Origin of the sequence: Actinomadura vinacea (assembly GCF_039532545.1) — a bacterium.
GTDB classification, from domain to species: Bacteria; Actinomycetota; Actinomycetes; order Streptosporangiales; family Streptosporangiaceae; genus Spirillospora; species Spirillospora vinacea.
Window position 1 is genome coordinate 88428 of sequence record NZ_BAAARW010000004.1, and the last position, 20782, is coordinate 109209.

Annotated in this window: 11 protein-coding genes; 7 read left to right on the forward strand and 4 right to left on the reverse strand. The window is 67.9% G+C overall.

Annotated elements, in window-relative coordinates; translation table 11 throughout:
* Positions 1-8: 8 nt before the first annotated feature.
* The 4 genes from ABD340_RS06235 to ABD340_RS06250 all read left to right on the forward strand — a co-directional run bounded on the left by ABD340_RS06235 (position 9) and on the right by ABD340_RS06250 (position 10158).
* Positions 9-938 carry an inositol monophosphatase family protein gene (locus ABD340_RS06235; RefSeq protein WP_344587544.1) on the forward strand — a complete coding sequence of 310 codons (930 nt, stop codon included), beginning with the start codon at positions 9-11 and terminating at the stop codon, positions 936-938.
* Positions 939-1132: 194 nt separating this feature from the next.
* A complete protein-coding gene (locus ABD340_RS06240) occupies positions 1133-4369 on the forward strand; it encodes a helicase-related protein (protein WP_344587545.1) in 3237 nt (1078 codons plus the stop codon).
* Entirely contained in the window at positions 4366-7131 is a 2766-nt protein-coding gene (locus tag ABD340_RS06245) for a hypothetical protein (RefSeq protein WP_344587546.1), read from the forward strand. Before ABD340_RS06240 ends, ABD340_RS06245 begins: the two co-directional genes overlap by 4 nt.
* Before the next feature lie 66 nt (positions 7132-7197).
* Positions 7198-10158, forward strand: a complete 2961-nt coding sequence (locus tag ABD340_RS06250; RefSeq protein WP_344587548.1) for a DUF499 family protein — start codon at positions 7198-7200, stop codon at positions 10156-10158.
* Here the strand turns inward: ABD340_RS06250 and ABD340_RS06255 are convergent.
* From ABD340_RS06255 to ABD340_RS06265, 3 genes are all read right to left on the reverse strand, one after another.
* Complete coding sequence (locus ABD340_RS06255; RefSeq protein WP_344587549.1) at positions 10133-13024, reverse strand: NACHT domain-containing protein; 2892 nt, start codon at positions 13022-13024, stop codon at positions 10133-10135. The two genes, ABD340_RS06250 and ABD340_RS06255, sit on opposite strands and share 26 nt — an antisense overlap.
* 260 nt (positions 13025-13284) lie before the next feature.
* The gene (locus tag ABD340_RS06260) at positions 13285-15060 is read right to left on the reverse strand and encodes a recombinase family protein (protein ID WP_344587550.1); all 1776 of its coding nucleotides are present in this window, start codon (positions 15058-15060) and stop codon (positions 13285-13287) included.
* 282 nt (positions 15061-15342) lie between these two features.
* Entirely contained in the window at positions 15343-16158 is an 816-nt protein-coding gene (locus ABD340_RS06265; RefSeq protein ID WP_344587551.1) for a TRM11 family SAM-dependent methyltransferase, read from the reverse strand.
* A 335-nt stretch (positions 16159-16493) separates the two neighbouring features.
* On the opposite strand from ABD340_RS06265, the gene ABD340_RS06270 reads away from it, so the two are divergent.
* From ABD340_RS06270 to ABD340_RS06280, 3 genes are read left to right on the forward strand one after another with little or no spacing between them, the layout of a single operon-like run.
* Complete coding sequence (locus ABD340_RS06270) at positions 16494-17531, forward strand: tyrosine-type recombinase/integrase (protein ID WP_344587553.1); 1038 nt, start codon at positions 16494-16496, stop codon at positions 17529-17531.
* A 3-nt stretch (positions 17532-17534) separates the two neighbouring features.
* Entirely contained in the window at positions 17535-17942 is a 408-nt protein-coding gene (locus ABD340_RS06275) for a helix-turn-helix domain-containing protein (protein WP_344587554.1), read from the forward strand.
* A 6-nt stretch (positions 17943-17948) separates the two neighbouring features.
* Complete coding sequence (locus tag ABD340_RS06280; RefSeq protein WP_344587555.1) at positions 17949-19649, forward strand: hypothetical protein; 1701 nt, start codon at positions 17949-17951, stop codon at positions 19647-19649.
* Here ABD340_RS06280 and ABD340_RS06285 read toward each other — a convergent pair.
* Positions 19583-20266, reverse strand: coding sequence for a hypothetical protein (locus tag ABD340_RS06285; protein WP_344587556.1), 684 nt, complete (start codon positions 20264-20266; stop codon positions 19583-19585). The genes ABD340_RS06280 and ABD340_RS06285 overlap by 67 nt on opposite strands.
* Positions 20267-20782: the final 516 nt, after the last annotated feature.

Sequence of the window (20782 nt, forward strand, 5' to 3'; positions counted from 1 at the left end):
GAGGAGTCATGCCGTCCCAGATGCCTTGGCCGGAACTCGGCGCCAAGCTCGCCGGCATGGTCCAGACGATGATCGGCGAGGTCCGTCCCCGGCTGCTCCAGTCCGCGCTCTCGGGCGAGCACGCCGAAAGCGAGAACCTCAGACACACCGACAACTTCCTATCCGCGCACGACCTGTGGATGCACGAACGCTACCGGGAACTGCTTAGCAAGCACATTCCCTCCTACGTCTACGCCTCCGAGGAAGCAGACCCACAAGTCATTGGGGACGACCCCGACCCAGACCTGTGCGTCCTAGTCGACCCACTGGATACCAGCGAGCTCGCCGTCCGGGCACTGCACGGTTACACCCACGTCATGGCGTACTCACGTACCCTCAGGCGGCCCGTCGTGTCGGTGGTCGGCGACATCTTCCACCACGTCCAGCTCTACCTCGCGACGTTGCACCCAGACGGTGACAGTGCTTTCGCCATCACAGCCGACGGCACCCGCCATAGGCTCTGTCCACGCAGCCCCGTCCCGCTCACCGAGGCCCTGATCACCAACTACTCCATGAAGCCTGCCGAACGCTTCATCCCCCTGGCCGAGCAGCGGCCCCTCCTCACGGCTCTCAGCCAGCCCACCCACAACGGCAAGAACCGCGGGCGCATCGGCGTCGACTTCGGATCAGTGAGCCTGTGTCACGTCGCAGCAGGCTTCACCGACGCCACCTTCGAGTTCGCCAAAGGCTTCGCGATCTGGGACCTCGCCCCCGGGCATCACATCCTCCACGCCGCAGGCGGAACAGCCCTCGACCTCAACGGACGGCCCCTCAAGCTCGACCACGGCTTCGACTCGCTCAGCGACATCGCGCGAGCCATGAACCAGCGCCAAAAGTTCGTCGCAGCATCTCATCGACATCTCGCTGGCGAGATCATCCGCACTCTGCTGCCAGAGTAAGGGGCATTCATCCGACCGGACGGGACCAGACGATATGGGTGCAACTCTCGCTGAGTGAGGGGGTATCCGCTTCGAGTTACAGGCTCTGTCGAGTAGCCCGGACGACGCTGCGATGCCTGCTTCCCGCAGGCCTGACGAGCGGGCTTGTGGAGCCATAGGGTGAGACCGCACGAAATGGATCACTGGAGGCGAGGGTGGCGGAGTTGTTCGAGCCGGGACGGCGGGTACGCCTGCCGCGCGGTCCGGGCGGCTGGTTGACCGTCGACTACGCGCGCCCAGCCGACGCGGGCGGCTGGATCCTCTATGTCGCTCCCGAGGGCGAGGAGACCTTTAGCAAGGTCACGCTGACCGCCGAGGAAGCCGCGCAGGTCGAGGTGCTCAGCACCGACGGTCGGGGCTCGTCGAGCGGAGCCCTGGCGGGCCTGTGGACGGCCTGGATGGCGGCGGCCACGACGGACCCTGTGGTCGGCCCACCGCCCGCTACGCCCCTGCGGCCTTACATCCACCAGCACGACGCGGTCTACGGAGCGATGCTTCCACAGCCGAGACTTCGTTTCCTCCTCGCCGACGAGCCCGGAACCGGCAAGACCGTGATGGCGGGGCTGTATCTGCGTGAGATGCGAAGGCTCGGGTTCGTGCGCCGTGCGCTCGTCGTCGCCCCAGCCGGGCTGGTGTCCAAATGGCAGGCGGACTTCGACCGGTTCTTCGGTGGCGGGCTCCGGCGGATCACAGCTTCCACCGTTCGTGAGGACGCCCTGGAGTTGGGGCACGACCTGTGGGTCGTGTCCTTGGAGTTGGCCGCCGTGAACGTGGCGGTCCAGGAGGCGATCCTTCCCGATCGGGCAGGCTGGGATCTGGTCGTCTTCGACGAGGCGCACCGCCTGACCCCCACGGCACGATCTTTCCACAGGGTCGGGCGGCTCCTGACACGTGGAACCTCACGCGTCCTGCTCATGACCGCCACACCGCATCGCGGCTCGGAATGGTTCTTTAGGCATCTGCTCCATCTGGTCGATCCGGAGGTGTACCCCGATCCCGGCGACGACCCCAAGCAGCCACTCACTCCGTTGCGTCCCGGATCGATCCACTTCCTGCGCCGGATGAAGGAAGACCTAGTCGACCACGACGGCACCACCCTCTTGTTCAAGAAGCGGCGGGCCGCTAACTTCCGCGTGCCTCTCAGCGCCGAGGAGTTCGAGGTCTACACCCGCGCTCTCACCGTGGTCGACGACTTCTTCCCGGCGCAGGCCCGTGCGCTGGCGCGCATGGTTTACGGCAAGCGGACGGCCTCCAGCCTGTACGCCCTCGCGCGGACGCTGGAACGACGGCTCACGGGCATGGGCAGCCGCTCACCGGTGGAGGCGGCGGCCGAGGCGGATCCGGACGAGGAGGATCTGGCGGCGCGGGACGAGGCGAGCGTCGTCCACGCCGACTCCCGCTCCCCCCGTGCGGAGAAAGCCGCGATCCGGCCACTGCTCGACCGAATCGCCAAGCTGCTCTCCGCCCCCGAGCACACCCCCTCCAAATGGACGACATTGGTCGATCGCTGTCTGATCGGCAACGGCGTCGTTCCGGGCGGGCGGGACCAGGCGGTGATCTTCACCGAGTACGCGGACACCGCCGAGTGGATCGTGGACCGCCTCACCGAAGGCGGGTTCTCCGCCCGCACCTACAGCGGACGCCGGTCACACGCGGAACGTGACGAGGTACGTGCGGCGTTCATGTCGGGCGACTTCCAGGTCATCGTGTCGACGGACGCCGGCAACGAAGGCATCGACCTCCAGGTCGCGCACATTCTGATCAACTACGACATCCCCTGGTCCCTGGTACGGCTGGAACAACGCATGGGGCGTATCCACAGGGTCGGCCAGAAACGGGACGTCGAACTGTACAACCTGGTCGCCACCGAGACCCGCGAAGGCGACACGCTGCACAAGCTGCTGGAGAACTTCGTCTCTGCGGCCAACCAACTCAACGGACGGATGTTCGACAGCCTCTCCCTAGTGGCAGAGCTCGCGGCCATCCCATACGAGGAATGGCTGCGTACCCTCTACGGAGATGACGAGTTGGAGCGCGGCGAGGTCGTCGCCGCCGTGGACCGGATCAGCTCCGCCAGCCTGCGACGGCGCGCCGAGGCGGCGCGCGCGCAGGAGAGCGAACTCGCGAGCGGAGTCAACGTCGTGGCAGGGCTCGCCCACATCCAGCGGTCCGCCCTTGAGCAGCTCAATCCCGCCATCGTCAATGCCTACCTGCGAAGGCTGGACGCCGCCGAAGTACTTCATGCGCGCCCGACTGCCGCCGGCGAGGACATCATGCTGCTCGAATCGGCCAAGCCCTTCCCCAAGGCATTGGGGGGCGGAAGCCGTGTGCTAATCCACACAGGCGCGTTCACGTCGCACGGCGAGGCTCCCACGCCGGGGATATCCCTGGAACCCGGCGAGCGGGGTTTTTCCGAACTGGTGACCATGGCGTCGGAGGATTTGGCCGCGGACGTCCATCGGGGGGCGACCGTAGAGGATCCCACCGCGGCTATCCCTTATGAGTTGCTGGCCTTCTCCACGTCCCTCCGCTCCCCTGGCTCCAGGACTCCAACCTCCTGGTCAGTCCTCATCCGTGTGGACGGTGCCGGTCGCACGCGTCGCGTGCGCTGGGAGTCGCTCGCCAACTTGAGGCCCTGTGATCACGATCCGTTGCCTCCCGACGCGGTGGCGGCCAGGGTGGCGGAGAGCGAGGCCCGGAGGCTACTCAACGCCGAGGTTCGCCAACAGACGGAGGCGCGGCGTCATTGGTACGCGGCTGCGAAGAGAGAGCTGAGCAACCTTCCCGTCGACCTGACCCTGGACATCGCCGACCGCGCGGAACGGATCGCCTTGCGGGACAGGCTGACCACATCCGCCGAGCGCCGGCTCCGCCAACTGGAGGAGCTGTGCCAGTTGGAGGCCGCCCCGCTCCGGATGGTCGCCCGGCTGCGCGTCGTTCCCCCCGTCGTGGACGACATCACTCCGGAACGACGCCAGGCCGACACGATCGCCGTCGACCACGTCAATTCGCTGCTGGAACGCGACGGCTGGCAGGTGGAGGACGTTCGTGACGAGGAGCGGGGCTTCGACCTTCGCATCGTGCGCGATGAGCGCCAGCATCTGGTGACCGCGCTTGGCACCTGGCATTCGGCCGATGCCGAGGGACTGGTGATGAGCGGAGACGAGATGCTGTTGGCCGCTCAGCATCGGGACGACTATCTGCTGTATGTCGTCGAGTCCTGCCACGACGGCCGAGGCTCGCTCTACGGCTTGTTTTCCGACCCCGTTGCGGTGTTCGCCGATGTCATCCGGGGCGAAGCCATGACCCGCATCCCCGGCCGCACGCTACGGTCAGCACGCGAAAAGCTGCGCAACTCCCCGAAGCTCGGCACCGAACTGGAGAACCCATGACCCGGATGATCGAACGCTGGTTTCCCTGCGCGGAGGTGAGCGATGCGTCGATGGCCGGGTGGGGCAGCGGCAACAGCGAGGCGAGCCTGTGGGTCTGGTTCGCCAAGCGCCCCACAGCCCAGGCCAGAGCCGCGGTTCTGACGAGCCTGCTTCCCTGGCCGGAGGACGAAGCCGAACAGAAGGAGCTTCAGGCCGCGGTCCGCGGCATGCTGGCCATCAAGGACGCCAAGACCATGCGTGCTGCGACCATGGCGAATGGCCCCGTCGCCCGCATCCGCGCCGCTCTGGCGGAGGAATACCCGGGCGGTACCCGCATTCTCGACCCCTTTTCCGGCCGCGCCATGATCCCTCTGGAAGCGGGTCGGCTCGGCGTCGCCGCCGACGGCATCGACTACTCTCCGTTCGCCGCCCTCGGCGGGGCACTGCTGGCGGAGATCCCATTCAAGAACTGGGATGACGAGCCGCCGTTGCCCTTCCAGGAGAACGGTCAGGACGAGCTGACCGGCGACCGGTTGGAACGCGATGTGGAGGCTTTCCTGGCGGAGGTCGGACGCCGCTACACCGAAAGCATGGCGGAGTTCTACCCGAAGCACGAGGACAGGCAGCCGTGGGGTTACCTCTGGGCCTCGACCCTGCCCTGCCAGGAGTGCGGCAACCGCTTCCCGCTGGTCGGCGAGCTGTGGCTCCGTTTCCCCCGTGATCGAACTGCCAAGCGCGACGCTGACGACGGCCAGAGTTTCGACATCTTCGCCGATCCCGCGACCGGGGAGTTCCAGGCCGTTCCGCACGGTGGTGAGCCGGAGGGAAAGCCGACCCGGGTCCTCGCGGGAAAGAGCAAGTACTCCTCCGAGGGGCGGGTTGCCATCTGCCCGTTCTGCAATCACGTTCACCCCAAGGTCGTGCACACACGGCTCAGCGCCGAGGGGTTGCGCCGGGACGCGCTGCTCCTAGCCGCCGACATCGCCGACGACGGCACCAAAGTTTTCCGCGAGCCCAGCGAGGCCGAGATCCGGGCCGTCGAGTTGGCCGAAGAATCCCTGGGCAAGGAACCGCCCTTCGGCCTGCTCAGCGCTTGCCCGGTTGAGCCGATCCCCCCTGGCAACACCTGGACGATCCAGTCGGTCAACTATGGCGACAAGACCTATGGCGACCTGGTGCCGCCGCGCCAGACGCTTGGGCTTGTGCGCCTGGCGAGAAGCATCAATGATCTCGCAGAAGAGTGCCTGGCGGCCGGTCTGTCCGCAAGCTACGTCCGAGCGCTCAGCGGCTTCGCCACAGCAGCGATGATGAGGAAACTCCGCCGATCTTCCCGCGGGGCTCGGCTCCAGAAAGCCGGCGGAGCTCAAGTGGGAGACATCTTCGTCAACCAGTCCGCTATTTCCCACGCCTACGACTGGTTCGAGAGTGGGCTCTCCGATGGTCCCGGGTCATGGGCCTCGCTGGCCGAACAGACAATGACCGTTCTCCGCGGAGTTCGGTCCCGTTCCCCTTCCGTTCCGGCATCGATCCAGCGGGGCAGCGCGACGATGCTGCCCTACCGGGACGGGGTGATGACCGCCGTGGTCACCGATCCGCCGTACGATGACATGATCGACTACAGCGACTCCAGCGACCTCTTCTATGTCTGGGCCAAGCGGGCGATGTTCACCGCCGACCCGTCCCTGGCAATGACGATGCACCCGGACGGCGTGCAGGAGAAGGACGAGGAGATCATCGTCAAGCGGGGCGGGAGCCAGGCCGACGACCACCGGACGATGCAGCACTACGACTCGATGATCTCTCGCGCCTACGCGGAGATGCGCCGGGTCGTCGCCAACGACGGTGTGGTGACCATCGTCTTCGGCCACAACGACCTGAAGGTCTGGCACCGCATGCTGAGCGCGCTCAGCCAGGCGAAGCTGGTGATGACCTCGTCCTGGCCCGCTAAGACCGAGGCAGGCGGCGCAGGCGCGGGCGCACTCAATGTGGTAACGACTCTGACCATGTCGTGCCGACCTGCGGCGTCCGACCAGCAGCCCGGATCGCTGGCTGCGGTGGAGAACCAGATCCGAGCGGAGATCGCCGACCGGTTCCGGCTCTGGGAGCGGTCCGGGTTGGCCCGGCAGGACATGCTGATGGCCTCGGCCGGCCCCGCCATGGAGATAGCGGGCCGGTACAGCAAGATCACCAGGAACACCGGCGAGCCGGTCGAGCTCGTCGACCTGCTGGCGACGGCGCGTCGCGCGGTGCAGGAGATCGCCCTGGAGAAGATCAACTCGGTGCCGCTGGAACTGTTCGACGAGCGGACCAGGTTCGCGCTGTGGTGGATCGAGTTGTTCCGGCGCGATCAGGTCGCCCTGTCCGAGTTCGGCTGGCACAGCTTCACCTCGGGCCTCGCCATGAAGTCACTGCAGACGCTGGTGAAGCGCTCGACCAAGGGCTGCCGGTTCGTTCAGGCGAGCCAGTTCAACGCTCATGTGACCGAGCGGTCGGCGTTGATCGACGTGGTGCTCGCCATGGCGCGCGCCTGGGCAGAGGGCGACCTCGCCGACGTGGCACGGGTCCTGATGCGGGCGGGCCGTGACCCGGAGGACGAGCAACTCTGGGCAACCATCGCGTTCCTGACCGATCGGCTCCCGCAGGCGGACCCCGATGTTCGGAGCTGGCATGCGATCAGCAGGGAGAGCCGGAGCATCCGCACGGCCACCCACCTGGCGCAAGAGGACCGGCTGTCGGCGACCCGCGAAAGAAAGGCCAGGGATTCTCAAACTTCCCTGTTCTGATCGGTCAAGACACGGCAAGATCTTGTCATGGTGGGGGAAAAATCTGAATCGTGACGAGGGGAAGCCATGGTCGAGGCTGGCCAGATTGGCGTGTGGTGGCGGACGCTGAAGCTCCGTGAAGAGGTGCTCGGTGCCACGGGCGCGAACGACGACACCACGGCCTCACTGTTCCGGGTGGTCTACGGCAAGGGCGCGGCCCGTCCGCTCTACGCCACCGCCTCGTACTACGGAAAGATCACCCACCCGACCGAACAGCTAACCGAGCTGCTCACAGGGCTGGCCGTCCGGCTCGGCGGTGGTGCGGACCGTGACCTCGGCCGCGCCCTCGTCCGGCTCGATCAAGGCATGGGCGGCGGCAAATCACACGCCTGCATCGGAGCCTGGCATCTGGCGACATCCCCCGAGGACCTCGCCGATACCGACATCGGCCGTGAGGTGTTCGCGCGGGCCAGGGAGGCGCTGGGCGCGGACCTGCCCGAACACCTCGGCCACCCGCACGCGGTCGTGCTGTCGGGCGACAACATGACACCGGCGCCCGCGACCGATCCGGAGTTCGACGGTCCGTGGGCCTACAGCCTCTACGAGCGGTTCCTGTGGCGGCTGTTCGCGGGGCGGGACGACCGGGAGTCGCTCTTCGAGCACTACAAGCCGTTCTTCTCCAGCAAGGCGGACATCAGCGAGGCGATCAAGGCGATCGGCCGCCCCGTGCTCATCATCTTCGACGAGATTCTCAACTACATAGGCGACGGGCTGGAGGGCCGCAACAACGCCGAGCTGACCGCGCAGGACATGGCGTTCCTCCGGGCGCTCACCGAGGCGGTGCGGGACACCCCCAACACCGCCATGCTCGTCGTGATGATCTCCTCGGAGAAGGACCCAACGACACTGCAGGGTGATGGCGAGACGCGCCGTCAGGATTTGGAGGCCTATCTCCAGCGCAACGGCGAGACCATGGCGGTGAACGAGAACGCTGACTTCACCGCCATCCTGCGGCGCCGGCTGTTCGAGCACTCCGACCAGGCCGCCCTGTCGCATGCCGTGTCCGCCGCTGTGGATGCCTTCTCACCGGTTCTGGCCCAGGGCAATTGGAAGTCCAAGGTGGCCGGGGCTCTGAGCACCCGCTGGACCAAGCGCTTCGCCGCCGAGGCCGAGCGGACCTTCCCTTTCCACCCTCAGCTGATGGACCTCGCCGAGGGCGAGTGGGCCAACCTGTCCGGCTTCCAGCAGGTTCGCTCCACTATCAAGATCTTCTCCGCAACCGTGCGCGCGCTGTCCGAACGAGCCGAGGCGGGACACTGGACGCCATTGCTGATCGGGCCGGGCGACATCCCGCTCTCTGACTTCGAAACGCGCAAGGCGGTGCTCACCTCCGGACTGATCAGCAACTCCAAGACGCGCAGCAACTACCAGTCGATCGCCCAGAACGACGTCGTCGACCTGTCGGACCGCGCTGGCGCGGCGCGCGTGCTCGACTCGGCGCGGACCGACGCGCCGTGGCAGGCGACCAACCCGCGCGCGGCCGAGCGCGCGGCGACCATGATCTTCCTGGCCTCGATCGCGGGTGCGCGCGGCGGATCCCGACGTGGCGCGAGCGACCCCGAGGTCAAAGCCGCGACCATGGTCCCCGACGCCGGGTACGGCTACAACGACGCGGACGCGGTCATCCAGGCGCTGACCGACACCGACGGCAGCGGCCTGGCGTCGCTGGAGCTCTTCCCAGGCCGGGGCGGGCAACCGCCCCGGTACTACCTGTCCACCCAGCAGCGGTTGCCGATGCTCGTGCGAGCGATGCGCAACACGATCACCGAGGCCGACCGAGATCAGGCCATCGCTCAACGGGCCACCACCCGCCTGCGGAAAGGGCCTTTCGCTCTGGCGCGGTTCCTGCCCGCTCAACCCGGGCGATCACACCGCGAGGTCCTGGCGGCCGCCGAACTCGAGAAGGCCCGCGCCACCCGGCTCGTGGTGCTCGACCCCGCCATGTACACACTCGGCAACGGCACCCAGCGGCCGACGATGGACGCGGTGCGCATCTTCCTGGGGATCGGCGTAGACCATGTACCGACGCAGTGGGCGTCATCCCTGGTGTTCTTGGTCTTTGCGGCACGCCAGCGTGGTCTCGCCCGGAAGGCCGCCGCGGAGTACCTGGCGTACGAACGCGTCCTCGACGGGCCCGAGGTGGAGGATGATGGCGACCTGAAGTCCCAGGCCGAACAGGGGCGTGACCAGGTGCTGTCCCGGTTCGACGACTATGTTGAACGCGGCTTCCAGCACGTGCTCTACCTGGCCCAGCCTGATCCGACCGTGGAACGCAACGTCGCACAGCGCAACCTGGACGAGGGAACGCTCGACGGCGCGAAGGTCTGGGACGTCCTCGCTGAGGCGCAGAAGGCGTTTCCGCGAGGGAAGTTCACTGGCCGGGCGCTGGTGCACAACCTGCGTGACAGTGACTACGGCCGTCCGCTGGGCGAGATCCGCGACGCCTTCTGGAACACACCGCGCCTGGGCCTGCTGCCAGGCGGAGAGGCTGATCTCCGAGAGGCCATCTACGAGGCGGTGAGAGCAGGCGAACTGCGGGTCGTCCGAGCCGGTGACGAGACCGTCGTCGTCGACGACCTGACCGGCATCAACTTCAATGCGCCCACCTACCGGCTCGCCAGGCCGAAGCCGAAGCCCGACCCTAAGCCAGCCGACCCTTCGGATCCGCGGCCCGGCGGCGGCTCCGGCGGGGGCGGCGAGACCGACTCCGGCGAGGACGCGGCTGGCGGCCAGGACCAGGGTGAGGACGAGGACGCCTCGCCCGTCGAGCAGCAGCTCATGTTCACGGTAATGAAGAACTTCGCCTCCGACCCGGACGCCGCCGACCGGCTCGCACTGATCTTCCGCCGGCTGTTCGACAGCCTGGATCGCGGGGTTATGAGCTACCTGTCCCTCTCACTCCAGGCGCAACTGCCCCCCGAACAGGCTCAAGAGATCGCCCATCTGGCGGAGGAACTGGGCATTAGGGCCACGCTCCGGGATCTGTGAGACCGGCCCTCGGAAGCAGGCCTGTGACGGGACGACGCTGCACCCAGAGTGTCAGGGCCCGCCGCAGCATGCTCGCGATGGGCCAGTCGGCCAGACCGACGTCGTCCATCGCCGCAATCAGCGCAGCGGCCACTCGCTGGTTGTCGAGGGCGGGGCCTAGGCCTGAAAGGTCCGGACGGTAGGAGCGGTCACCACGCACCACGTCCAGACCGCCCTCCGGCCAGTGGCTCCGCTCGACCTCGGCCATGCCGAGCGTCTCGATAATCCGGTCTACCAAGGGGAGGTCCCCCTGTGTCAATGTCGGATGCTGACGTACGACGTCCATTGCCGCGCTGATGCTCTCCCGGCGGCGGGCCATCAGGCTGGTGAGCTCAAATTCCCTGAGCTGGACGAACGGGAAGGTGGCGGCGAGCCCCGCCACCGCGCCCCGCTGGCGCGGGCTCACCTGAGCCAGATCCGTACGGGCCTCGGCAAGCCAGGCACGCGCCCGTTCGACGAGCCTTCCCTCTCCGCCCACCCAGGTCGCGCACACCATTAGGGCGCTGAGAGCGGGGCGGCCGGATGCGGCGAAGGCGTCCTTCACCGCGCGGATCACGATGTCCTCCACCGCTGGCATTCGTTCGACCACGTCAGCGAGGACCTCCGCCAGCCGCTTCAGGTGAAGGTCGGGATGATGGCGCAACAGTTCCAGCGCCTCGCCCGCCAATGCCTTCTGGAACTTGGGCGACGCGTCGGCAACGTTCTCCTCGAGCAAATCGACTGCGAGGTGCGCCGCCGGCCGCACGGCCAGCGCGATGTTGTCACCTTGGTTCACCGTGGCAAACAGCGACATCAGCATCTCTCTCAGGTGCCGCTTTTCGGCGAAGACCCCACCGGCTGCGAACAGCCAGGTATTGCGCCAGTGATTGGAAGACGCGAGCACGGTCAGGCGTTGCGTCACGACAGGATCGGAATCCGACAGCAGGGCCCGCGCAGCCATGAATTCCTGAAGACTGCGCACCTCGAAGCCGAAGCCTCCGTTCGGCCGAGGCGTCAGCAGCACCAGCCGCCGTCCGGCCACGTCGACCAGCCGGGTCGACAAGTCGTCCACGACGTCTGCCTCGTTATCCTCCTCCCGCAGCAACCGCGCCGCCAGCGCGCGCAGGTTGTCCAACGGCAGGGCCGCCTCAGCCTCCCCTTCCCGCTCAGACCGCGCCTGGAGCAGCAGGCCCGCCTCGGCCTGCAACTGATGGATCAGCGCGTCGTGCCGGTCCAGCAGGCCCGCGTCCACCGTGCGCTTGGCCACCTCCCTGGCGAAGACCGTGTCGTAGTAGCCCTTGAATAGCCCGAACCGGTGTTGGGGAGGGCGGCGCCGACGTTCGAGCAGCAACGTCATGATCGTCACCTGGAGCGGCGAACGCATCAGCCGGGAGGCCTGCTCCTCCGTTGCCGCCTCGCCGACACGCCGGAGCACCTCTTGGCGCTGCTCGCCGTCAGCGGGATGACGCGCCTCGGCCAGCCTTTCGGCATAGCCCAACGCCTCCGCCGTACTCAGTGGACGCAGCGAGAGGTGGTCATACTTTTCGCTCGGGAACTCCTCGAGATACCCCTGAGGCCGCGTCGTGACCAGGAGCAACAGGTCAGCGGTCCGGTACGCCGCCTCAACCCGGAAGTCCTGGATGTGACCCAGGATTCGGTCTCTGTCATGCGGATCGGAGACCTCGTCCATTCCGTCCAGAATCAGAACCCATGGCCAGCGGGCGAGCCAGTCGACCATCTGCGCTGCGGTCACCTCACGGACGGACCGCTTACTCACCCTCTCGGCGATGAAATGGAGCAGTGTGAGGTCCGGATTCTTCGCCAGTGCGTCAGCGTAACGGTCGAGCCTGACATGGAATGGCCATCGCCGCCTGTCGGGAATCGCGATCCCAAGCTTCCCGATGATGTCGCCGACGAACTCGTCCCGCAGCGCACGGACCTCCGCCGGTAGCCGGTCGTCCTCAACGTCCAGCAACTGGGCCACGCGGTACGCCTGGCAGATCAGCTGCGCCACGGTGGTCTTACCCTGCCCCGGGCCGCCCAAGACCACCAGAGGGCGATGGGAGGTCCCGTCATCGTTCGGGCGCGAGGAAATCTCACCCCGCTTGAGGACGTGCGCCACCACCTTGACGTCCTGATCGTGCCACTCGGCGGGCAGATCTACCGCCACCCTGTTGAGCGCTAGCCTGCCCTCCTCCCTGTCGCCGGCCTGTCCCAGCGTGACGCTCTGCTCGGCGAGAAGCTCCTTTGCAGCATGGGTCAACAGCGTGTCACCGAGGTCGGGAGCCAGACCCGTCACATAGTCGTGCAGCCGCGCCAGGACATCGCCGGGAGTGATCAACCCGTAGTAGCTTCGTACGATATCCGAGGTGTCGTCGAGCAGGCGGGACAGCGTGGTGTAGTCCCAGATCCGCCACCCCTTGAACGGGAGCCTGGGTAACACCTTCTCTCTCATGTACTTCTCGATCTTCGCCCAGCCCCCGGTCTCGGGCTCGGGAGAGAGGCCGACGTTGGTGATCACGAGGAAGTAGTCGGGCAGTTTCCCTCGCTTCGACTTGGGATCCAGCCATTCGTTGACCTCCTCCCTGATCTGGCTCTGGAGCCACTGCACGTTGTCGGAACGCCCCCGCGAGTGTGTTCGATGCTTCACCTGGACGACGCCGTAGCCGTTCCACGGCCCTCCAGGATCGGGCTCGGGAAATTTGATCGGCCCATCAAAAACGGCTTCTCGTCCACCGTCCGGACCGTCCCCGAATACGCTGACGCCGTTACCGAGGATGTTGAGGACGAGCGACTCGGCCAGGTGTTCCATCTGCCGCCAGCCAAGCCGGTCGAGGTCGTAGTCCACGCGTCCCTCCGGGGGGGCCTGGGTTCGCGCCTGTTTGTGTTGACCAGGACCATACGCCAACGCGGCCGGTACTGCCGCGCACCCCGGCCGGGCCGGACCTACAGCCGCGACTCGTCCCGCGGCTACCATAGCTTCCGGCTGTTGGTGGCCGCGGCGACCCGACATTGCGAACGCGGCGACATCATCCGCACAGCTCTCAAAATGCCAGCGCCCTGCAGTTCATCAACTGGAGGACGCCCACACAGGAGGTAAGCAGCACGCTAGGCCACCTCCGGGAACGGCAGGGACGCGGCCAGCGGGATCGGGGTTTGGCGAACGGGCTCGTACCCCCCTCGGACACACACCGACCGCACATGTGGAGGACCCGGGATCACCTGGGCCTCCACTAGTCGTTTCTGGGGATAGTAGGTCATCCACAACCCCATCTCCTTGAACAAGTCGGCCTTGTCGAGGGGATCGGCCTCCAGCACCACCCGCACCAGGTCACCCGTCTGCTCCAGCACCCGGACGATCTCCTCACGGGAGACCACGTCCCGGCGCGGAGCCCGCGGGGCAGCCTCCAGCCCCGCCTTCACACGCTGACGCTCCCCGCTCACCTGGTTGATCCAGCCCGTGACCTCCGCCGCATCCGCACCGGCCTCGAGCGCCTGACGGTATTGCCGCAACTTCCGGTCGCACGCAGCAAGCCGCTTGCCAAGCTCGGCCGCCTCATCTGGGCGCGCGGTGGCCTGCGTGGCCATCGTCTCGATCGTGGCCGCGATGCGCTCGGGGCTGAACCCCGTCGCCAGCCACTCCTCGACCGGCCCGATGATCTCGGCTTCGCGCAGGTAGACGACCTTAGGGTGCTCGAGGTTGTTGACCAGGGCGTACTCGTCAGGGAAGCGGCACCGGTAGTACGCCTGAGCGTTGTTCCAGTTCCCCTGCATCTTCCGCTCGCAGTACCCGCAGAACAGGCAGCCCCGGAACACGTAGGGACGGCGTGTCGGGTTCCCCCGCTTGGAGTACTCGCCCCGCGCCCGAGCCTGACGGATCTGCTGGGCGCGCTCGAAGTCCTCGATCGAGACGATCTCGTCGTGGACCTGGTTCTCCGACCACACCCACTGGTCACGGTCGTTCCAGCGCATCACCGTGGTCGTCCCCAGCGCCACATCGTCGACGTCCAGGAGCACCTCGTCCTTGCGCTGCTTGTTCCACACCTCACGGCCCGTATACCGAGGATTCCCCAGAATCGTCCGAACGGCCATCTTCGACCACGCGACCTGGTCACGATGCGGATTGCGGCCAGGGTCACTGGCCGACGGCGACGGGATCCCCTGCCGGGTCAGCTCCTCGGCGATGTCCCCCAGGCCCTTGCCGTTCTGCTTGATGTACTGAGCGAAGATCCACTTGACCACCAGCGAATACGCCGGATGCGGTACCAGGCGGCGAAGCCGCTTCCCGTTGGCCGCCTTCGCCGGGTTGGGGTGCGGCCCTACATCGGCGAGCTCGTACCCGTACGGCGGACGACCTCCGAGAAAGCGGCCTTCGGTGGCGGTGATCGCGGCCATGGCGGAACGGACACGGATCTTGATCCGGTTGCGTTCCCCCTTGGACAGCCCACCGAACACACCCATGATCATGTCGTGGGCCTCGTTGGCCGGATCGATGGGACCGCCGACCTCCGGCACCCACAGCGGCACCGCAAAGTGCTCGAACAGCGGGAACGTCAGCGAGTACTGATTGCCGTAGAAGGCCCGATGCGGCTCCCCGATGACGACCGCGTCGAACCTGCGAGACGGCTTCTTCAACTCCTCGATCAGCGCCGAGGCCCGTGGGCGCCGGATCCAGGGGATCGAGCGGGACTTGTCCACATCGAAGAACTCGGCGACGATCTCCCCGCCCTTGGGCTCGATCAGAGCCCGGGCCCGGCGGATCTGCCACGCACGCGAGGCCTCGGGGTCCTGATTGTCCTCGGTCGATACACGCCCGTAGAAGGCGAACCGCGACCCAGCCGATCGGCTCGCTTCTCGACCGAGCGAAACAGCGGTGTGCTTCATCTGTCCTTCTCCCGTTGGTCAGCAGGTCCGGGGCCGGATCGAGAGCGCGCGGCAAGAACGATCCGCAGCAGCACCCGAGCAGCGGCAGGAGTCAGCCGTGGCGGTTCATCCGGCACCGTGACCCGCACTAGTGGTTTGCCGTTGTCGCGGGCGGTCATGGCGCGGCCGCCCCGCATGCGCCGGTGCCCGTCGTCGGCCACCCGCCCGGGTACTGATCAACACCTCTGCCGAGAAGGTCAAGCGCGGGGACGGGTCGGCGTGGCGAGTCGAACGAGCGCCGGGTCAACACGTATGACCTCCCAGCGCCTCGGTGCCCTGCCCGAAGATCAGGAGGTCTTCGTGGGCTGTGGCGCAGGCGGGGATGCCGTTCTGGCGGAGGCGGCGGGTTTCGAGCATCTGGAAGAACGACGCGCGCGTGATGATGCGGCCGTCACGGAGTCCGCACAACAGGGCGGCCAACCTGTCGGTGAGGACGAGCCCGATCTGTTCGGCGGTGTCGATGACGAGGCCAGGCAGGTCGAGGAGTTCGCCCTTGATGCGGATGGGGCGGACGGTGACGGCGACGATGCCCTCTGGGCGCAGCAGCATGGAGCTGCCGGCGAGGATGCGGGCGAAGCCTTCCATCAGCTCTTTCATGCCACGGTGGGCGAGGTTGGTCTTGTCGGTGGAGTAGCGGTGGTTCCACTTGGTGACCTTGGCGCCGCAGCCGGGGTCCTGCGGCCGGACGTGCCCGTGGGTGTAGGAGCCATAGGGCGGTGAAGTCAGCACGAGCGCGGCTCGGCCGCGCCGGTCGTGGAGCAGGGTGTCGAGGTGGCGGGCGTCGTGGCAGAGGACCTCAGCGTTGCCGGTGGCGCCTTGGGCACGGGCGTGGGCGATGTTGGCCGCTGTCAGGCGGGCGAAGTCGGGCTCGTACTCGACCCCGATCGCGTCCCGGTCCTGGTGGATGGCCTCGACCAGGGTGGTCCCGATGCCGCACATGGGGTCGATGACCAGGTCTCCGGGGTGGGTGTAGGCCTGTATGACCTGGGCGGCGATGGCGGGCAGCATCTTGCCCGGGTGCCGTGTCGACTCGGGCACGTACCGGCCCTTGCGCTGCACGCGTGAAGGGTGTTGCCCGGTGGTCAACACCGACGGCAGCGCCCGGCGCGCTGAGTCCGGTTGCTCAGGCACGGATGTCATCGGTTGATCTCCCTTCGGGTTCGCGTGTTCGGCGCGTGAGAAACAACCCGCAGGTTGTTGGTCGTCGGCGTGTGTGTGGGCCTCTCGTTGCCCCACCAGGGACAGTGGTGCGGCGCCCGACCTCTGCATGTCACGGCGTGTTGATCTATCTTCACGATCCGTGAAGTCATATCGTCTTCTCCGATCGTTGTGCGGCTGCGGCGAACGGGTGGAGGTGCGGGTTGGGCCTGTCGGCGGTTCGGGACCTTCGCGACGTGCGCGCGGCGGCGGGGCCCGAGGAACTGGCGGCGCTGGAGACCGACGTGCTGGCCGGGTTCGTGCTGGCCCGGGCATCGGCCGGGCTGACCGACGGCACGATCCAGAGCGATGTCGGTCACCTGGAGCAGGTCCGGGCCTGGTTCGGGCGTCCGCTGTGGGAGATGGAGCCCGCCGACGCCGACGCCTACTTCGGCACCGCGCTGCGCGAGGCCGCCAAGGGCACCCGGCTGGGGCGGGCACAGGCGCTGAAGGTGTACTTCCTGTTCTTGGAGCTGCGCCACAAGGTCGAGATCCACCAGATGACCGGGCGGGTCGTGCAGTGCCCGATCGATGAGATGAACCGGCCGCGCGGACGCACCGGCGCGGCGCTTCGGATCCCGCCGTCGGCCGGGCAGGTCGACCGGCTGTTCGCCGGGTGGCGTGCCGACCTGGCTGTCTGCCGCAAGTTCGCGCCCACCGCCCGCAACTACGCCGCCGCCCGTCTGATGGCCGACGTCGGCCTGCGGGTGAACGAGGTCCGCCGCCTGGACCTCGCCGATGTCAAGTGGGAGCTGGGCCGGTTCGGCAAGCTGCACGTCCGGCACGGCAAGGGCAGCCGGGGCAGCGGGCCGCGTGAGCGGATGGTCCCGCTGATCAACGGCGCGGACCGGACGCTGCGCTGGTTCGTCGAACAGGTGTGGGGCCACTTCGACACCGACCACACCCGCCCGGGCGCTCCGTTGTTCCCCTCCGAGCGCAAGACCGCCGACGGCGGCTGCGCCCGCCTCGGGGACGACCGCCTGCGCGCCGCGCTGGCCGAGGCCGCCGCACGGCACCTGCCGGACCGGCCCGACAGGCTGACGCCGCACGTGCTGCGGCACTTTTGCGCCAGCCAGCTGTATCTGGGCGGGATGGACCTGGTCGCGATCCAGGAGACCCTCGGACACGCCTGGATAGCCACCACGATGCACTACATCCACGTCCACCGCACCCACGTCGAGGACGCCTGGATCACCGGCCAGCAGCGTGCCGCGGCCCGGCTGAAGGGACTGTGAGGGGTGAAGTGGAACCTGCGGCTGGCCGCCGCGAACCGAGGTATCTGGAAGGCCTCCGAGCTGCAGCGCAGCCTCGCCGAACGAGGCCTGGTCATCTCGGCGGGCAAGATGTCGGGCCTGTGGTCTGGCCAGCCGATCTCGATCAAGCTCGCCGACCTCGAGGTCATCTGCGCCGTGCTGGGCTGCGAGATCGGCGAACTGCTGATCCCCCAGCCCGAGAACGTCCCCGCCCCCGGCCAGGCCGAGCGGCACGCCGCCCAAGCAACCGGCACAGGAGCCGACACCAGAGCCGACACCAGAGCCGACACCAGAGCCGACACCAGAGCCGGCACGGGAACCGGCGCAGGCGACCGAACCGCTCCGAAGGTGGTCCCCCGGCGCCCGGACGGCCGCTCGCTGCCACCGGAGTGACCGGCGATGCCCCGCACTCCCGCTCCCCGCAATCCCACGGGTGTCCCGGACGCCGGAAGAGTCCCGGCGTCCTGCCGCGCTTGCCTGGCCTGGGGCGTCATGGCCTACCGGGGCGTGTGCCGGCCTTGCTACGAGTTCGCCGCCCGCCACCAGGGCACCGACACCTGCGCGGCCTGCGGCCGCGACCTTCCGGTGCACAAGGCCTACTGCCGAATGTGCTGGTGCCAGGCCCGGCTGGACCGGCCCCCGGCGCAGGTGCCCCGGCACCGGCTGCTGCTGCCCTATGTCCGGCAGGTTCGCCATCACCAGTTGTTCCTGGCGGGGCTGCCCGCGCCCCGTGACCTGGTGCAGACCCGCCCGCGACGCCTGGGCGTCGGCCGCGGAGTGCTCGGACCGCCCCCGCCCAAGCCGCCCCCACCCGCGGCGGTCCGTCCCCGCACGCGGTGGCTGCAGCCCGCGCTGCCGGACCAGATGCTGGACCAGGTGCCGCGCCGCTACCGATACGGGCGCTTCGACCTGCGCAAGCCCCAGACCACACCGGACAACCCATGGCTGGCCTGGGCGCTGCACCTGGCCTACGGGATGGCGCAGACGCACGGCTGGTCGGGCACCGTGCACCGCGCGGTGAACCGGTCCCTGGTCATGCTGCTGGCCGACCACCACGACGGTGAGGTGGTCCGCACCTCGCACCTCCGCGAAGTGATGCGGCGCCACCGCCACCCGCTCCGCCGCACCACCCAGGTGCTGGAGGCGATGGGCATCCTGATCGACGACCGGCCCGCCGCCTTCCAGGTGTGGCTCAACGCCAAACTCGCCGACCTCGCGCCCGCCATCGCGGCGCACACCCGCACCTGGGCACTCACCCTGCGCGACGGTGGCCCCCGCGTCCGAGCCCGCGGCGACCAGCACGCCCGCGGCTACCTTCACGCCGCCCTGCCCGCACTGCGTGACTGGTCGGCCCGCTACCACCACCTGCGCGAGATCACCCGCGACGACGTGCTGGCCCACCTCGACACCCTGCACGGGCACCGCCGCATGATGGCCGCCGTCACCCTCCGGTCGCTGCTGGCCTGGGCGAAGAAGAACAACCTGATCTTCCGCGACCCCGCCGCCCGCATCCGGGTCGGCAAAGCCCCGCAGCCGATCTTCCAGCCCCTGACCGATGAGCAGATCGCCCAGACCGTCCAGGCGGCCACCACCCCGCACGCCCGGCTCTACGTCGCGCTGGCCGCCGTGCACGCCGCCCGCAACACCCCGATCCGCGCCCTGCGGCTCGACGACGTCGACCTGGGCAACCGCCGCATCACCATCGCCGGACGCACCCGCCCGATCGACGACCTTACCCACCGGCTGCTGCTCGACTGGCTCGACCACCGGCGGACACGCTGGCCCAACACCGCCAACCCGCACCTGCTGGTCAGCGTGATCAGCTCCAACGGCCTCGACCCGGTCAGCCACATCTGGCTCGAACGGTCGCTGAAGGGCCTTCCCGCCTCGCTGGAGAAACTGCGCATCGACCGACAACTCGAAGAAGCCCTCACCCACGGCGCCGACCCGCTGCACCTGGCCCGCGTCTTCGGTCTCCACCCCACAACCGCGATCCGCTACGCCGACTCCGCCCGCGCGCTCCTGGAACGCCCTCACGAATCCGACCTCTCACCTTCACCACGAACCCACGGGTCCGACGGAGGCAAAGGCGGGACCTGACCCTTGGGTTCGTCCCGACGACCCTTCAGTTTCCGTGAACCCGCGGACATCGCGGGCTTGCTGAACAGGGAGATGTCGGCGTGAACGCGGGCCGCCGGGGGCATGGCCCGCGATCGGACGTCCCGCAATTGCCCGAAGCTCGTAGGGGTCACTTGGACGAGCAGGCTGTCTCCATCGACGGGAACGCGGACGGCGATGATGTGCTGGCTGTAGCGCAGTCCGGCCGTGCGGGCGTCCCGGATGATCTGGGGCGCGGGATCGATGAGGCGTCCATCGTCCTGGTAGCGGGCCGTGGTGATGACGGCGAGGTGACCTCCGGGACGCAGCACGCGCCATGAGGCGTTCAAGAACGTACTGAGCTGCTGCTTGGACAGCCTCCACAGATCGGCGCGACAGGCCGGGCAGTGCCCTGTCGCAGTGACCTCGGGCCTGCGGCCTCCGACTTTGTAGGCGGGCGGGGCCGCGATGATCAGGCTGACCGCGCCGAGCTGGTCGGCCATTCCGCGGTGCATTTGGTCAGGGCGGAAGGGGCGCATCGCGACCCTGGCCATCTCCGGCGCGGCCAGGGTGTCGCGCAGCCGGGTGCCGATGTGCCGGGCGAGCGGGAAGTAGGGCACGCAGGCCATCCCCCGGCGGCCCGACACGGCCGCTGCGGCGAGCGTGTTCTCGTTGGTGGCGAAGGCCTCGACGACGAGTTCGCCGTCACTGCTGCAAGTCCTGATCAGGTGCCACGCGAGCTCACGGCCGACCGCGTTGCAGTGCCGCGGGCAGGTTCGCGAAGGGCCCGCAGGATCTTGCGTGGTCGGCGCCTCGGTCGATGAGCCGGTGTCCGAGCACAGCCAGACGGTCAGCGGCAGGAGCTGTCGAGCGGCCGAAGGAGTGGGACGGTTCGGTCCTGACGATTCCGGACCAGGGTCGGACGGTGTGGTGTTCATGGTGGGTGGCCCGCGATGGCCAACCCGGTCCCCGTGTCACTAGGTAACTGACCAGACCAGACCCGATCTTGGACTCTCGTCACTCGCGTCTTGCGTCTGGGTGTCCCCGTACTCGTCGGCGTCCTCTCGTGCCGTGCCAGCTATCGCGGAGCAGGCAGCACCGGCTTTGGGTTTCTTTGATCGCTTTTCTCTCGGGGC

What these genes read in the sequence shown, in the direction of transcription:
- ABD340_RS06260 (WP_344587550.1), bottom strand. Translation starts at nt 15,060, where the DNA reads ATGAAGCACACCGCTGTTTCGCTCGGTCGAGAAGCGAGCCGATCGGCT.
- ABD340_RS06245 (WP_344587546.1), top strand. Translation starts at nt 4,366, where the DNA reads ATGACCCGGATGATCGAACGCTGGTTTCCCTGCGCGGAGGTGAGCGAT.
- ABD340_RS06280 (WP_344587555.1), top strand. Translation starts at nt 17,949, where the DNA reads ATGCCCCGCACTCCCGCTCCCCGCAATCCCACGGGTGTCCCGGACGCC.
- ABD340_RS06235 (WP_344587544.1), top strand. Translation starts at nt 9, where the DNA reads ATGCCGTCCCAGATGCCTTGGCCGGAACTCGGCGCCAAGCTCGCCGGC.
- ABD340_RS06250 (WP_344587548.1), top strand. Translation starts at nt 7,198, where the DNA reads ATGGTCGAGGCTGGCCAGATTGGCGTGTGGTGGCGGACGCTGAAGCTC.